A 14853-nucleotide genomic window follows, 5' to 3' on the forward strand; every position below is an offset into this window, starting at 1 on the left:
GGACGATTTGGCTTGGCCTCCCCGCCGTTCAGAGCCCCTGGTCTGCCACCAGGAACTTGGCTCCCATCTCGCCGATGAGGATGGCCGGGGCGTTGGTGTTGCCGGTGGTGATCTTCGGCATGATCGACGCATCAATGACGCGCAGGCCGGCCAGGCCGCGGACGCGCAGCTGCGGATCCACCACTGCCTGCGCATCGGTGCCCATGCGGCAGGTACCCACCTGGTGGTGGTAGGTCACCACGTTGTTGCGGATGTACTCCCCCAGCTGCTCATCGCTCTTCACCTCATTGCCCGGGTACACCTCCCGGGCACCCCAGTCCTGGGCCAAGGCGTCCTGCTGGACCATCGCTCGGCACTGCTTCATCGAGTACACGAACGCCTCCAGATCCCGCGGATCATCCAGGGCATTCAAATCGATGTTCACCTGATCTTCCAGTCCAGGTCCGCTCAGGGTGATTTCTCCACGGCTGTGCGGGGTCACGATTCCGGAGTGCAGGGTGAATGCAGTGCCCTCGATCGGTTCCATGCCCGGGGAGTACATTGGCACGGCGAAGAAAATCGGCTGGGTGTCCGGGCGGTCCAGGTCTGCGCGGGAGCGGGAGAACATGTGCGATTGCGAGACCGAGACCCCGGTGCGCGGGGCAGGAATGTCCCGGGTGGTGGTTTCGGCGATGACCGGGGCGAGCAGGTGGTCATGCAGGTTCTTGCCCACCTGGTCCAGCTCATGCAGCGGCTCGACACCCACGGCCTGGAGCTCGGCCGCCGGACCGATTCCGGAGCGCAGGAGGATCTGCGGGGAGCCCAAGGCGCCGGCGCTGAGCACCACCTCATCGGCGCGCAGCTCCTGCAGCTGCCCGCCCTTCTGATAGCGCACGCCCACCACGGTGCCGGATTCCAGGATCACCGAGTGCACTTCGGCGTCGGTGATGATCTCAAGACGCTCGCGCACCGGCTTGAGGTAGGCCTTCCAGGTGTTGATGCGTTCGCCGCCAACGACGTTGATCTGCTCCTTGGACACGCCGTCCAGCTGCTCACCGTTGTAGTCGGGGTTGAACTCGATGCCGGACTGCACTGCCGCGTCGATGATCGACTGCTGGATTTCATCCAGCTCGTAGTCGTTGTCCACCGGCACCAGCCCTTCGGTGCCGTGGAACTTGCTCGCGCCGCCGGAGAAGTTCTCGATATCCTTGTAGATCGGCAAGACGTTCTTCCAGGCCCACTGCTCGCCGCAGTCCTTGGCCCAGTCGTCGTAGTCCTGCGGTGCGCAGCGCACCCAGATGGTTGCGTTCAGCGCGTGCGATCCGCCGAGCACCTTGCCACGAGGCAAGTGCATCGGCTTGTTGGCGGCCCCTGCCATCGGGACCGTGTGATAATCCCAGTCGTCCTTGCTATGCCACAGTTCGCCCATGCGCGAGAGGTCATGGATGGCCGGGTTGGTGTCTTCGGACCCGGCTTCGAACAAGGTCACATGCGCTCCCGCGTCCACCAGCCGGCGCGCGACGACCGCACCTGCTGAACCTGCTCCGACGACAATGACCGACTTGCTGCCCATGGAAACTCCTCCACCTTGAGGTGCTGCGAAATGTATTTATCCCAGTCTGTACAGGTCAGCAGGTTTTCCATTGTCATCGTGCGCACAGCAATTGGCAACGCGTGCGCAGTATCCGCTTGGGGCCGCTTCGGCTATTTGCGGATCCGGGCCGCTCGCAATTCGTCGATGCGGACCAGGACCACTCCGCCCACGATCAGCAGGCCGCCGAACAGCTGCACCGCACCGGGCAGCTCGGCCAGCAGCAGCCAGGCCCAGAGCACCGCGAAGAGCACCTCGGTCAATGAGATGAAGCTTGCCACCTTGGATCCCAGTTCCCTCGCGGCCATCACGCCGGTGGTGTAGGAGAACACGGTGGCGATCAGGATCAGCCCGGTCAGCGCCAGCCACCACGGGGTCTCGAAGCCGGCGAAAGAGCCAGTGCCGGGAGCCCAGTGCATGGGAAGGATGCCCAGTCCTCCCACGGCCAGCATGGTCAGCGCACCGACTGCCATGCCCCCAGCAGAGAGCATGATCGGCGGCAGCGCTCCATCAACCTTGGCGCTGATGAAGAAGTAGACGGTCAGCCCGATGGCCGCGCCCAGTCCCCAGAGCACGCCAATCGGATCGATACGTGTCGTACCGGTCAGGTCGAGCACCGCTACCAGCCCAGCCAGCGACAGCAGGGTTCCGGCGATGGTCGCCACGGACGGGCGCTTCTGGTGCCTGGCCCACAGCACCAGCACAATCAGCACCGGCGCCAGATACTCCAGCAACAGGGCCACGCCCACATCCAATCGCTGCACCGCCAGGAAATAGCACAGCTGGCAGGCGCCCACCCCGAAGAGTCCGAAGAGCACAATCGATACCCAGTTGGTGCGCAGCAGCACCCACCGTCCGCGCATCGCCAGCAGCGCCGGGATGGCCAGCACCAGCGCCGCGCCCGCCATGCGGGCAGCTACCGCGGCGGTAGGGCTCCAACCGGCCTCGAAAAGCCCCTTGGCGAAGGAGCCCGACAACCCGAAGGCGGCCGAGGAGGCCAGTGCAATCCAAATGCCCTTCGATTGGCTGGGATGGCTGGTCGCAGCGTAGGTGGAAGCTGCAGGCGCACCGGGGGTAGGCAGGTCGCTCATGAGGGTCTTTCGCGCAGAATTTCATGCCCCGTTCAGGGGCAAATGGGGGTATGAGCATGACGATACGGTTAGGCTTGAGTGGCAGTCAATCCACCCACCCTCCAGGAACGAATTATGACCTTTGCCCCAGATATCGAAGCGTCGCTGAAGACCGTGGTGAATCTGCTGAATACCGAGGTGCAAATCGTGGATATGCTCTCCACCGTCGCTGATCTCGATGAGTTCCTCGACGCGGAGAACTTCGACGGCTCACGCGCGCACAACCAGGCGGAGCTGCGTTCCATCCGCCAGCTGCGTTCCCAGCTGAAGAACATCTGGATCGGCACCGAAGAAGAATCGGTGTTCCGGGTCAATGCCATCCTGCGCAACGCCAACGCCCAGCCGCAGCTGATCAAGAGCGAATCGCTGGGCTACCACCTGCACGCCACCACCAACAGCACCCCGCTCTACGACCGGATGGCGGTGGATGCCGCGATGGCGCTGGCCGAGGTGATCCGTTCCGGCGGTTTGCAGCGGCTGCGCATCTGCGCCTCCAAGGACTGCGAGGCGGCATTGCTGGATTTGTCGCGCAACCGTTCCAAGCTGTACTGCGATACCCGCAACTGTGCCAACCGCGAGCATGTGCGCGCCTACCGTGCGCGCAAGGCGTCAAAGCGCTCGGGCCAGCAGCTGCCCGACCGCTGAGCGTCCGGCCTGGATCGAGTTGGGCGATGCTCCTCGCCTTTTGCCTTGCGCGGGCCATATGATGAACACACAACCGGGACACCGGCAGTTGCAGTAGTGGAAGGGGCAGGCCATGACTCAGGAAACCCACGCTTCGGATGATTACGAGGCTCGGATCGAAGCTGCTGAGAGCGGCCCGCTGAAAGCCGCCGCCCGCTGGGTTGTAGCCCTGGCATCGGCAGCCTTGGGCGATGCCGAATACGAAGCGAATGAGCCGCAGGTTGTCGTGCATTCGCGCCAAGACGATTCGGTAGTCCTGCGCATCACGACCTCCAGCCTCGAGGAGGCTGAACGTCTGGTCGTCCAGATCCGCGAGGACCTGGAAACGTTGAGCACCGACGAGTTCAAGGCGGAGTGGGAAGGCGCCGGCGACAAGTCCTAGCCGCGCCGGTCGGCGATCAGTGCTCGACGAGAATCCCGTCGATATCCGCGTACACCATCGCGCCGGGACGGATGTTCACGTCCCCGATGCTGATGGCTTCGTCGACTGAGCCATGCGAGCGCTTGACGGTCTTGCGCGGGTTGCTGCCCAGCGCCTTGATGCCCAGCTCCAGTTCGGCCAGTGCGGCCCGGTCGCGCACGGCGCCGCTGATGATGACCCCGGCCCAGCCATTGGCTTCAGCGCTCTCTGCAATCATGTCGCCCATCAGTGCGTAGCGCAGGGACGCTCCCCCATCGACCACGAGCACCGCGCCGTTGCCCGGGAAGCTCAGGATTTCCTTGACCAGGCCATTGTCCTCATGGCACTTCACGGTGCGTGCCGGCCCGTAGAAGGACAGCCGCCCGCCAAAGTCCTGGAACTGCAAGGAGACGGACTGCAGCGCATCTCCATGCTGGTCGTAGAGGTCGGCGGTGCTGATCGGTTCCTGGTGCATGTCGCTTCCTTCGTGAGCTGCGATAGTGGTCCACCACACAGCTTAGCCCTCAGCGCACGCAACCCCAGAGCATGACAAAAGGTTTAGAGGTTCAGCTCCGCCTCATACGCCTTGGAGTCCAACGCTCCCAGACGCGAATTGCGCCGGCCATAGGCCAAATAGATCGCGGCGCCCACGGCCATCCAGATTCCGAAGACCAGCCAGGTGATCCCGGCCAGATTGAACATCAGGAACAGGCAGGCAGCGATACCCAGCATCGGAGTCACCGGATACAGCGGGACGCGGAAGGTGCGCGGGATATCGGGCTGGGTCTTGCGCAGGTAGATCACCGAGACGCCCACTAGCGAGAAGGCGAAGAGGGTGCCGATGCTGGTCGCTTCGGCCAGCTGGCCCAACGGGATCAGCGAGGCGGCAATGGCCACGACCGCGCCGGTGACGTAGGTGCCGATGACCGGGGTGCGGGTGCTCGGCGAGATCTTGGCGAAGAAGCGCGGGATCAGGCCATCGCGGCCCATGGACAGCAGGATGCGGGTTTGGCCGTACAGGGTGGTGAGCACCACCGAAACGATCGCGATCACCGAGGCCAGGGCGAAGGCCAGGACCATCCACTTCTGCCCGGTGATCTCTGAAACGATTTGCACCAGGGCGGCTTCCGAATCGGCGAACCACTCCCATTCCCGGGCGCCGATGGCCGCCACGGCAACCAGCACGTAGATGGCGGTCACCATCACCATGGCGATCATGATGGCCCGCGGCAGATCCTTCTGCGGGTTCTTGGCTTCCTCGCCAGCGGTCGAGGCGGCATCGAAGCCGATGTAGGAGAAGAAGACCATGGAGGCAGCACCGGTCACGCCCGCGGCGCCCATGGGCAGCAGCGGCGCGAAGTTGCCGGCATTGAAAGCGGTGAAGGCGACGACCACGAAGAAGACGAGGATGGCGATCTTCACGATCACCATGACGGTGTTGGCCAAGGCCGATTCACGGGCACCGCGGACCAGCAGCAAGGTGGCCAAGATGACCACAATCAGTGCCGAGAGGTTGATGATGCCGCCCTCGCCCGGGCCGGCGGCCAGTGCTTGCGGCAAGGCGAGGCCGAAAATCTCCAGGGTCTGGTTCACGTAGGACCCGGCGCCTACCGCCACCGCGGCCGCGGACACCGCGTATTCCAGAACCAGGCACCAGCCGCACACCCAGGCCATGCCTTCGCCCAAGGTGGCATAGGAATAGGAGTAGCTGGAGCCGGAGACCGGGACCATGCCGGCCATTTCGGCGTAGGACACCGCCGAGAGCAGCGCGGTGATGCCGGCCAGCACGAAGGCGATCCAGATCGCCGGGCCGGCGACCGGAACGGCTGATCCGAGGATCACCAGGATGCCGGTACCCAGGGTGGCGCCAACCGAGATCATGACCAGCTGGGTGACGCCCAGCGAGCGCTTGAGCGTTCCGAGTCCGGTGTTGTCCACCGCATCGTTGGCCATCGCCTGGATGGACTTGCGCCGCCGCAGCTGCGTGCCCAATGGGGTATGGCTGTGCTGCTCTGTGTTGCTCGTGCTGCTCACTCGAAATCCTTGGTGCGTGCTGGAGGCGTTTCGCATCGATTGGCCGACCCGGCAAACGACAACGCGCTGGGACTATCTGTGGATGGACAGTCCCAGCGCGTCATGCCGCGTGGCTAAGCTTTATTATCAGTCTTCAAACTTCTTGTCCGGATTGGCAGAGGATCGGTTGACCCCGGTGCCCTTTCCAAGGTCAGGATCATTTTCCTTGGCTGCCATGGTCAACACCGAGATGACCAGCAGGCTGGCAACGAAGGCGATGCCGAAGGCCGCCAAGCCGATGTCGAAGCGCAGTGGATTCTGCGATCCGCCGGTGGAGCTGATCAGGCCGACCACGCCGGAGACAAGGCCCAAGATCAGCGAGAAGCTCAGTGGGCCCTTGATTGACTGGCTCCACGGTTGCTTCTTCTTATTGTTTCCCACCAGAAACTCCGTTTCTACTCTTGCTGCTGACCTGAGGACTAGTTGTTGCCCTGGTCCGGGGTATTGTTCGTGGCCGGTGCGGCCGCCTTCATCTCGTGGCGATGGCCGAAGGCTGCAATCAGCGCGAAGACCGCGAGAACAATGGTGCCGCCGCCAATCAGGCCGAACAATGCGTGTGCATCCAGGCCGCCGCTGAAGCACAGCGAAATGGCCAAGATCACGCCCACCGCGCCGGTCACCAGCTGGTTCCTGAACGGCGGGAAGGCCTCGCGGAGCTTGGCGAAGACCACGAGTTCGGCAATGCCGGCTGCCAGGAAGGCGAACGCTGCCACGTAGCCAACCCAGGTGATCGAGCTGACGAAGATGGTTGCGATGCCAGCCATGAGCATCAGCCCAGCACCCAGTGCGTAGGGGGCGCGCGACTTCTCAGGAGCGCTTTCCACCGATACGTACTGCCACATGAATACGCCAGTGACAACGAGGAACGCTGCCGTCGAGTAGGTCACGACCTTCTCATCTGCGCCGATCCAGAAAATCGACATCAGGGCATAGGCCAGGGCTGCCAGACCGCGCAGGAACACTGGGCGGAAGACATCTGAAGCTTGGACTGGGGTGGTTTTTGGTGCAGGCACAATCTCTATTCTACCGCTCATAGAACTAACCGCCACTTCGCCCGGAGTTAATCACGTCAGCGGCGGCGGCGGATCAGCGACTCGCCCAGGTCCTTGATGCTGGCAGCGCCCATCAGCTGCATATTCACTTCCACTTCCTTGGCCAGCAATTCGATGGCACGGCTGACGCCTTCCTCGCCGCCAGCCATCAGGCCGTAGAGGTAGGCGCGGCCAATGAGCACGAAATCGGCTCCGGCGCACAGTGCGGCGACAATGTCCGCACCGGACATGATGCCCGAATCCATGATGATTTCCATGCCCTCACCGACTTCGGCGCGCACCTCGCTGAGCGCTTCGAAGGCAATCGGCGCACGGTCCAGCTGGCGTCCGCCATGGTTGGACACCACCAGGCCGTCAGCACCGGCAGCCTTTGCCTTGGCGGCGTCCTCGCGGGTGAGCACGCCCTTGACGAACAGCTGGCCGGTCCACAGCTCGCGGATCCATTCCAGGTCGTCGAAGTCCAAGGAGGAATCGAACATGGAGTTGATGATGGTCGGCAGGTCTGCCGAGGTATCGGATAGCGAGGCGAACTTCAGCGAATCGGTGGTCAGGAAGTTGTACCACCACTCCGGACGGTAGGAGGCATCCAAGACGGTCTTCAGCGTCAGCTCGGGCGGGATCTTCATGCCGTTGCGGGCATCGCGGTGGCGCTGGCCGGCTACCGGGGTATCCACGGTGACCAGCAGGGTGTCGAAGCCTGCCGCGGCCGCGCGTTCCACCAGCGCCTTGGACTTCTCGCGGTCCTTCCACAGATAGAGCTGGAACCACTTGCGCCCCTCCGGTGCCGCCGCGGCGACTTCCTCGATGGAGCGGGTGCCCATGGTGGACAGGCTGAAGGGAATCCCGGCCTTCTGGGCAGCCCTGGATCCGCCGATTTCTCCCTCGGAGTGCATGAAGCGGGTGAAACCGGTGGGCGCGATGCCGAAAGGCAGCGCCGATGGCGCACCGGCAATGGCGGTGGACAGGTCCGAGTGCGCGGTGCCGTGCAGGATGCGCGGCAGCAGCTCGACGTTGTCGAATACCTCGCGGGCGCGCCTCGCGGTGATCTCGCGGCCGGCGGCGCCGTCGACATAGTCGAAGGCCGCGGCGGGGGTGCGGCGCTTGGCGATCCTGCGCAGATCCCAGAGGTCAGCGGCGCTGGCCAGGCGGGCGGCCCGGCGATCGGTGGTGGGGAGCTTGAACTTCATCAGGCTGACCAGTTCGGCGACGTCCGGCAGCTGGCGCTTGAGGTTACCCATTGGTTGTTCCTTCTTCGGTGGAAATGCGTTGGTTCAGTACAGGTTGCGCGTGCTCGCGCGGGTGCCGATGAAGATCGCCACGGCCGAGGACAGGCAGCACAGGGCCAGGTAGCCGGCCGGCATCACGATGGAGCCATTGCCTGCCTGCAGCAGCGCGGCGGCGATCAGCGGCGAGAGTCCGGCGACGATGGCGCCGTTCAGTTCGCGGGCCAGGGCGATCCCGGAGAAGCGGATCGAAACGGGGAACAGCTCGGTGAGGAAGGCGCCCTGGGCACCTGAGGTGCACGGAATCACCAGTGCGTAGCCGGCGGCGATGCCCAATAGCCCGTAGGCGAATTCGCCGGTGGAGACCATCGCGAAGATCGGGAAGGCGAGGACCAGGCCGGAGATGTTTCCAGCAGCCAGCACCTTGGAGGCGCCGAACCGGTCAGCCAGCCAGCCGCCGACCGGCGTGAGCACCACGGAGACCAGCGAGCCCAGGGTGACCGCCAGCAGCGCCTGGCTGCGTTCCATGCCGCTGGTGACCATCAGGCTCAGCGCGAAGACCGCGAGGATGTAGTTCACCGCATTGTGCCCGGTGATGGCCAGGAAGCCCAGGATAACCCGGCGCCAGTGCCCGGCGAACACCTGCACGATGGGCAGCTTGGCCTGCTGCTGGCTGGCGCGGGCCGAGGCCATGGCGGCGGCGTAGTCCGGGGTTTCCTCCAGCTTGTTGCGGATGTAGATGGCCACCACGAACAGCAGCGCCGAGATCAGGAAGGGAATGCGCCAGGCCCAGCCGAGCAAGGCCTCGTCGCCGGCCAGCGAGACCAGGAAGAAGCACACGGTGGCCAGAGCAATGCCCAGCGGAGGGGTGGCGAGCACCAGCGAGGTGTAGAGGCCGCGTTTCTTCGGCTCCACGTATTCGGCTACCAGGGTCATTGCCCCGGTCAGCTCGGCGCCGGCGCCGAAGCCCTGGATCAGGCGCAGCAGCACCAACAGGCCCACGGACCATACGCCCCAGCTGGCTGCGGTGGGCAGCAGGCCGATGCCCACGGTGGCGACGCCCATCAGGATGACCGAGAGCAGCATCGCTGGGCGGCGGCCGAACTTGTCCCCGAGATGCCCGATGACCACTCCGCCCAGCGGGCGGGCCACGAAGCCCACCGCGAAGGTGGCAAAGGAGGCGATGGAGGCCGCCGAGCCACCGGCCCCGGAGAAGAACAGCGGGCCGATCACCACCGACGCGGCCGCGCCATACAGCGCGTAGTCATACCATTCGATGGCCGTGCCGAAGACGGAGGCGAACAGGGCTCGACGCCGGTTGCGCGCTTGCTGCCCGCTGGCTGGGTTCTGGGTGATCGGCACAGTCATAGTCCTTGCGATGAAGTAGTGTTCCCGTAAGATTCCTGAAATATATTTCAGCCAAGACTAGAGTGTTGCCCAGAACGGCACCTAGATCAGGTAGCTACATTACGCGCAGGAGAATCGGAGAATCATGGCCAGCTCACTCTCCGAACAGCTCACCATCACCTTGCGCGAACGCATCAACCGCGGGGAGCTCGCCCCAGGCACCCTGATCATCGAGCCGGCCCTCGCCCAGGAATTCGACGTCTCCAAAACCCCGGTACGCGAATCCCTGCGCCAGCTCACCAGCGAAGGCCTGCTGCAGATCCTGCCCAAGAAGGGCTATCTGGTGTGCGCCATTTCGCTGAACGATGTCTACGAAGTCCTAGAGCTGCGCAGCCTGCTCGAACCGCATGTGGCCGGACAGGTGGCCAGCATGCACTCGGCGGCGCTCGTCGTGTCCCTGGCCGGTCATCTGGAGGCCCAGGAGAAGCTGTCGGTCAGCGATCCCATCGCCTCCATGCATGCGGCCCAGCGCTTCCACAGCGAACTGGCGGCGGCCTCGCGCAATTCGCGCCTGGTAGCCAGCCTGGAAAACTGCTTCGCGCAAACCGCCCGCGCCCACTACGTACTGCCTTCCATGCAGCCGTACATGTCCCAATCGGACGAGCTGGCCGAGCACCGGGCGATCTTCAACGCCATCCAGAATTCAGATCCAGCCGCGGCCACCGAGGCCATGGCGCTGCACCTGGAATCCATCCGCACCGCCATGCTCGGCCAGCACTAGCCGCCGAGCCCACCGACTGCCAAACGGACTTTGACCGGGAGCCGCAGCTCCCGGAGCAACCGGCATCGGGTGGCCAGGTGGCCGGCCATCAGCTGCCCAGCCGCATCCATGCGGTGTTCTTGGCGCGCAGCGACAGGGTCACACCGCGAGCCGCCATGTAGCCCAGGGCGAAGGCTACCCAGATCCACAAGATCGCCGAGGTGGCGTCCTGCGCGAAGACATGGATCACCCAGAGCATCGGTGCGTAGACCACTAGGTTCAGCACACCGACCAAGCCGAGGTAGCGGGCATCGCCGGCTCCAATGAGCACCCCGTCCAGGACGAACACCAGGCCGCACAACGGCTGGGACAACGCCAGCACCCACAGCCCGATGGTGGTCAGCTGGCGGATCTGCTCATCCTGCGTGAACATCATCGGGAAAACCCACGACGTGGCAAATAGCAGGATGCCGGTGGCCACGCCGAAGTAGATGCCCCAGCGGCTCATGATGCCGGTAAGCTTGCGGACCTGTTCGGCATCCCCGCGGCCCAGCTCCTGGCCAATCAGGGCCTGGGCCGCGATGGCCAAAGCGTCCAGCGCGAAGGCCAGGAAGCTGAAGATGGTGAAGACCAGCTGGTGCGCGGCCAGCGTCTGGTCGCCGGCATTGGTGGCCACCAGAACGGTGAGCAGCAAGGCCGCGCGCATGCTCAGGTTGCGCAGCATCAGCCAGGAGCCGACCTGCCCGGTGGAAATGAACCCGGACCAGCTCGGTGCCAGGGAGATCCCTTGAGCCCTGACCCTTGGAAGGATCATCCACAAATACACCAGTGCCATCATCCACTGGGCAATCGAAGTTCCCAGCGCGGCACCCGCTACCGACATGTCGGCCCAGTAGACCAGGATGAAGTTCAGGACGATATTCAGTCCGAAGCCGACGGTGGCCACGACCAGCGGCGTTTTCGTGTCCTGCATGCCGCGCAGCACGCCGGTGGCTGCCAGGACCAGCAGCATCGCGGTCAGGCCGGGCATCGAATAGTTGATGTAGTCCACGGCGAATTGCGCGGTTTCCCCTTCGCCGCCCATCAAACGCACCAGGCTCCCGGCACCGAAGTATCCGGCCAGCGACAGCACCAGGCCGAGGACGACGGCAAACCACATGCCGTCGCGGCCTGCGGCCATGGCCTTGCCCGGATCGCCGGCACCCAGGGCGCGGGCCACTGCAGGGGTGGTGGCGTAGGCCAGGAAGATCATCAGCCCCACCGCCGTATGCAGCACCGTGGTGCCCAGGGCGGCGCCGGCCAGCTCGGCCACGCCAAGGTGGCCGACAATAGCCGAGTCAGCCATCAGGAACAGCGGCTCGGCAATCAGCGCGCCCAGCGCGGGAACGGCCAGGGCAAGGATCTGCCGGCCCATGCTCCGCGGGGATTCGGTGGGGGTTGAAGGATTCACAACCCCAACTCTACGAAGCGGCGTGCAGTTTCACCATTTGCGTCCCGGGTGCGGAGATTGCAGATGCCGTCCTCTTTCCTGCATCCGGGGCTGGCACTAGGTTGGATGGCAAGCAAGACGCAACCATCACCATCAATAGAAGACGGATTCATCCATGGGAGAAGAACAGATCGGCCATTGGCAATGCGCAGGCTGCGCCGTGGAGTTCCCGCCGGGCGCTCCACCTGCCGGCCCGTGCCCCATCTGCGCCGATGAACGCCAATACATTCCCGGCGGCACCCAGCGCTGGGTGCGCACCGAAGAGCTGGCAGCGGCCGGGCACCAACTGACCATCACCTCCCTCGAACCGGGGCTGAGCGCCATATCTTCTCCGGAGATCGGCATTGGCCAAAGCTCGCTGCTCGTGGAGACCACCGATGGCAACCTGCTCTTCGATGTGCCGGGGCTGATTACCGGCGAGATCATTGACTGGCTCAGGAGCCGCGGAAAGCTCGCGGCGATTGTGGCAAGCCATCCGCATATGTACGGGGTGCAGCAGCAGTACAGCCAGGCGCTGGGCGATGCGTCGATCTTCGTCGCCGAGAAGGATAAGGCGTGGGTCCAGTATTCATCGGACGCGATCACTACCTGGTCCGAACCCTTTGACGTGCTGCCCGGGATCAAGCTGATCCAGCTCGGCGGCCACTTCCCCGGCAGCACGGTGGCCATCTGGGAAGCAGGTGCCGATGGCCGTGGCGTCATGCTGGCCGGTGACGCGATTTTTCCTGTGGCCGATGGCAACGTGACGTTCCTGCGCAGCTATCCCAACCGGATTCCGCTCTCGGCTGCTGTGGTTCGGCGCTTGGCCGCGACGCTGGCGCCGGAAAGATTCGACCGCCTCTACAACAACTTCGCTTCCTGCATCCGGGCCGATGCGCACCGGGTAGTGCAGTTCTCGGCCGAACGCTATGCACGCTGGGCATCTGGAGAATTCGACCATCTGACCTGATCATCTGCGAAGAAAATGAGTATTCCGTGTGCGGAATATGATTTACCGGCGCAGGGATGGATCCGTCCTGGACAGCAAGGAGGCCAGGATCAGGGCAACCACCTGCAGTGCTCCCACGCAGAGCACCACGCTGGCCCACCCGTAGTGCAGGAACGGGATGCCGATGAGCCAGCCCAGCAGCGATGAGCCGACGTAGTAGAACAGGTTGTACAGGCTGGAGGCTTGGGCGCGGGCCCCGGTTGCCAGCACCGGAACCCACCCGCTGGCCACCGCGTGGGCGGCGAAGAAGCCGGCAGTGAAGATCAGCAGCCCGGCGATGATGACAACCAGGTTCCCGGCCAGCGTCAGCAGCAGGCCGACTGCGCTGAGCAGGATGCTGATGCGCAGCGTATTGCGGCGTCCGGCCTTGGCCACGAGCTTGCTGCTGGCCACCGAGGTGTAGGTCCCCGAGAGGTAGGCCAGGAAGACCAGTGCCGCCCACGAGGCCGGGATCAGGTAGGGCGGTGCTTCCAGCCGGAATGCCAGGTAGTTGTAGACGGCGACGAAGCCGCCCATGAGCAGGAAGCCCTGTGCATAGACCAGCGCCATCCTGCCGCGCAACGCCTGCGCGAATTTCCTGGCGATGCTGCCCAAGTTCTGGTCCCGGATGGGAGCGAAGCCCTGCGCGCTGGGAGCCTTGAGCAGGAAGAAGAGCGTCGCCAGGCCGGCCATGATGCTCACGGCAGCGATGCCCCAGCGCCACCCCGCAGGGTCTGCGACAAAGCTGGCAACCAGGCGGCCGGCCAGCCCGCCCAGGGTGGTGCCGGAAATATAGGTGCCGCTGGCCACCGCAACGGCGCGCGGATTGACCTCATCGACCAGGAAGGCCAGTGCCGAACCGGGCACTCCGGCCAGGGCGATGCCTTCGAAGAAGCGGATCGCCACCAGGAACTCGAAGCTTGGCGCCAGGCAGCTGAGCATTCCCAGGGCAACCGAAGAGACCAGGGCGATGCTGATGACCTTGCGGCGCCCGACCCTGTCGGAGATGATCGCCCAGGGAGTCACCGCCAAGGCCAGCCCCAGGGTTGCCGAGGACACGGCCAACGCTGTTCGCGAGGAGGTGATCTCGAAGTAGCTGGCGATCACGGGCAGCAGCCCCTGCACCGCATACAGCTGGGAGAAGGTGGCGACACCCCCGGCAAAAAGCGCCAGCAGCATGCCGCGGTAGGCGGGGGTATTCGGTTCGAGCCCGGTAAATGCCACTGCCTAGACCCCGGCAGGAAGCAGCGGGTAGATCAGGTAGACCACCAGCAGCGCCACGGTGTTGTTGATGACATGCAGCATGTAGGAGTAGGCCAGCGACTTGCCGCTGAGGATGTATGCGACGGCCATCATGACGCCCAGCATGAAGTACGGCACCACTTCAAGCCAGGATCCGATGCCGGCCCCAATGAAGTGGATGCTGGCGAACAGCACCGTGGAGATCAATGCGCACAGCCAGACGTTCAGCTTGCGCGACAGCTTGCCGATGAGCAGATGGCGGAACAGGTATTCCTCGACGAAGGGGCCGAAGAGCGCGGTCACTACCAGCATGACCGGCAGCGGCACGGTTCCGGCCATGGATTCCAGGGCTGCCTGGTTCTCGCTGGTGACCACCTGGCCAGTCAAGGCGGCGATGATCCCGTTGACCATGATGGTCAACAACCAGCCTCCGGGCAGCATCAGCCATTTGGCCCAGGGGTGGTACCGCATGGTCTTGAACGATTCGAAGAACTGCGCCCCGCACTGGATCATCGCAAGAATGAAGAAGGTGACGTACAGGATCAGGTTGATCCCGAACAACGCCTGTTCCTGGGTCGAGAAGGCACTCATGTAGCCGGGGATCAAGCCGATGAGGGCTGCCGCGCCGCCGACAAAGAAGACGAGGTAGGCAATGACTGTCCAGAGGTCGCCCTTGGTGAACGGTCCTGCATCGAATACACGCTGTCTGCGTCGGGGAACAACAGGATAGTTCGGGTAGTCAGGCAGCTGATGCATATCCCCTAGCCTATCTGCCTCGGCTGGGGATCCGTTGTGTTTGGGGTTTGACGCACGCAAGCGAAACCGAAGACCTCGCAGGTGTGGTCAGTGAACGAGCGGAGCGGGCCGAGCTCCAGGACAAATGTTCCGCGGAATTCGGCAGTGATCTTGGCCAGGC

The 14853-nt window shown here is 64.2% G+C and carries 15 protein-coding genes; 4 read left to right on the forward strand and 11 right to left on the reverse strand.

Annotated elements, in window-relative coordinates; translation table 11 throughout:
• Positions 1-28: 28 nt before the first annotated feature.
• Together BKX98_RS08785 and BKX98_RS08790 are read right to left on the reverse strand one after the other, a co-directional pair.
• A complete protein-coding gene (locus BKX98_RS08785; protein WP_073706934.1) occupies positions 29-1552 on the reverse strand; it encodes a GMC family oxidoreductase in 1524 nt (507 codons plus the stop codon).
• Between the two features lie 131 nt (positions 1553-1683).
• Complete coding sequence (locus BKX98_RS08790) at positions 1684-2661, reverse strand: DMT family transporter (protein ID WP_073706935.1); 978 nt, start codon at positions 2659-2661, stop codon at positions 1684-1686.
• A gap of 114 nt (positions 2662-2775) precedes the next feature.
• On the opposite strand from BKX98_RS08790, the gene BKX98_RS08795 reads away from it, so the two are divergent.
• Together BKX98_RS08795 and BKX98_RS08800 are read left to right on the forward strand one after the other, a co-directional pair.
• Positions 2776-3345 carry a CGNR zinc finger domain-containing protein gene (locus BKX98_RS08795; protein WP_073706936.1) on the forward strand — a complete coding sequence of 190 codons (570 nt, stop codon included), beginning with the start codon at positions 2776-2778 and terminating at the stop codon, positions 3343-3345.
• Positions 3346-3457: 112 nt separating this feature from the next.
• The gene (locus tag BKX98_RS08800; RefSeq protein ID WP_038993088.1) at positions 3458-3766 is read left to right on the forward strand and encodes a hypothetical protein; all 309 of its coding nucleotides are present in this window, start codon (positions 3458-3460) and stop codon (positions 3764-3766) included.
• 16 nt (positions 3767-3782) lie between these two features.
• Here the strand turns inward: BKX98_RS08800 and rraA are convergent, their stop codons facing one another.
• The 6 genes from rraA to BKX98_RS08830 all read right to left on the reverse strand — a co-directional run bounded on the left by rraA (position 3783) and on the right by BKX98_RS08830 (position 9500).
• The gene (rraA, locus tag BKX98_RS08805) at positions 3783-4259 is read right to left on the reverse strand and encodes a ribonuclease E activity regulator RraA (protein WP_073706937.1); all 477 of its coding nucleotides are present in this window, start codon (positions 4257-4259) and stop codon (positions 3783-3785) included.
• 83 nt (positions 4260-4342) lie between these two features.
• The gene (locus tag BKX98_RS08810) at positions 4343-5854 is read right to left on the reverse strand and encodes an amino acid permease (RefSeq protein ID WP_143181074.1); all 1512 of its coding nucleotides are present in this window, start codon (positions 5852-5854) and stop codon (positions 4343-4345) included.
• A gap of 90 nt (positions 5855-5944) precedes the next feature.
• On the reverse strand, positions 5945-6238 hold the full coding sequence (locus BKX98_RS08815) for a hypothetical protein (protein WP_223308794.1): 294 nt from the start codon (positions 6236-6238) through the stop codon (positions 5945-5947).
• A 38-nt stretch (positions 6239-6276) separates the two neighbouring features.
• Positions 6277-6870, reverse strand: coding sequence for a DUF308 domain-containing protein (locus tag BKX98_RS08820; protein ID WP_073706939.1), 594 nt, complete (start codon positions 6868-6870; stop codon positions 6277-6279).
• A gap of 56 nt (positions 6871-6926) precedes the next feature.
• Positions 6927-8147, reverse strand: a complete 1221-nt coding sequence (locus tag BKX98_RS08825; RefSeq protein ID WP_073706940.1) for an alpha-hydroxy acid oxidase — start codon at positions 8145-8147, stop codon at positions 6927-6929.
• 33 nt (positions 8148-8180) lie between these two features.
• On the reverse strand, positions 8181-9500 hold the full coding sequence (locus BKX98_RS08830; RefSeq protein WP_073706941.1) for an MFS transporter: 1320 nt from the start codon (positions 9498-9500) through the stop codon (positions 8181-8183).
• Between the two features lie 124 nt (positions 9501-9624).
• Here BKX98_RS08830 and BKX98_RS08835 point away from each other — a divergent pair, with 124 nt between their 5' ends.
• The gene (locus BKX98_RS08835; protein ID WP_073706942.1) at positions 9625-10260 is read left to right on the forward strand and encodes a GntR family transcriptional regulator; all 636 of its coding nucleotides are present in this window, start codon (positions 9625-9627) and stop codon (positions 10258-10260) included.
• Between the two features lie 88 nt (positions 10261-10348).
• Here the strand turns inward: BKX98_RS08835 and BKX98_RS08840 are convergent, their stop codons facing one another.
• The gene (locus BKX98_RS08840) at positions 10349-11653 is read right to left on the reverse strand and encodes an MATE family efflux transporter (RefSeq protein WP_073706943.1); all 1305 of its coding nucleotides are present in this window, start codon (positions 11651-11653) and stop codon (positions 10349-10351) included.
• Positions 11654-11843: 190 nt separating this feature from the next.
• Between BKX98_RS08840 and BKX98_RS08845 the strand changes: the two genes are divergently transcribed.
• Positions 11844-12677: a hydrolase gene (locus BKX98_RS08845; RefSeq protein WP_073706944.1), complete on the forward strand. Its 834-nt coding sequence runs from the start codon at positions 11844-11846 to the stop codon at positions 12675-12677.
• Between the two features lie 42 nt (positions 12678-12719).
• Here BKX98_RS08845 and BKX98_RS08850 read toward each other — a convergent pair whose 3' ends face one another.
• Entirely contained in the window at positions 12720-13919 is a 1200-nt protein-coding gene (locus BKX98_RS08850; protein ID WP_073706945.1) for an MFS transporter, read from the reverse strand.
• Positions 13920-13922: 3 nt separating this feature from the next.
• Positions 13923-14693, reverse strand: coding sequence for a CPBP family intramembrane glutamic endopeptidase (locus BKX98_RS08855; RefSeq protein ID WP_073706946.1), 771 nt, complete (start codon positions 14691-14693; stop codon positions 13923-13925).
• Positions 14694-14853: the final 160 nt, after the last annotated feature.

This window comes from Glutamicibacter sp. 0426, from assembly GCF_001906485.1.
Classification (GTDB): domain Bacteria; phylum Actinomycetota; class Actinomycetes; order Actinomycetales; family Micrococcaceae; genus Glutamicibacter; species Glutamicibacter nicotianae.